General features: G+C 64.0%; 1 protein-coding gene. It reads left to right on the top strand.

Going from position 1 to position 225, the window contains the following annotated elements:
- The coding region (locus KW842_RS27335) for a hypothetical protein (protein WP_218307317.1) at window positions 1-225 on the top strand (225 nt) is incomplete at both ends.

The following is a 225-nucleotide window of genomic DNA, read 5'->3' as shown; positions in this document are numbered from 1 at the left end:
CGCGACCGTTGCCGCACTGGGCAGCGATCAGGTCAAAGCACTGACCACCGAGCAACTGGCTTCGCTGACCACCGCGCAAGCTGCCGCGCTGACCAGCTCGCAAGTACTGGGCCTGAGCACCGAGCAGATCGCTCATCTGGAAACTGCCGACGTCGCTGTCCTGAAAACCTCGGTGATCGCCGCGCTGACCAGCAACCAGATCGGCGCGCTGACCACCGAAGACGT

The organism is Duganella sp. sic0402, from assembly GCF_019219065.1.
Taxonomy (GTDB): domain Bacteria; phylum Pseudomonadota; class Gammaproteobacteria; order Burkholderiales; family Burkholderiaceae_D; genus Rugamonas.
Note: the sequence above shows the minus strand (reverse complement) of the source record. Positions and strands in the feature narration are given on the sequence as shown.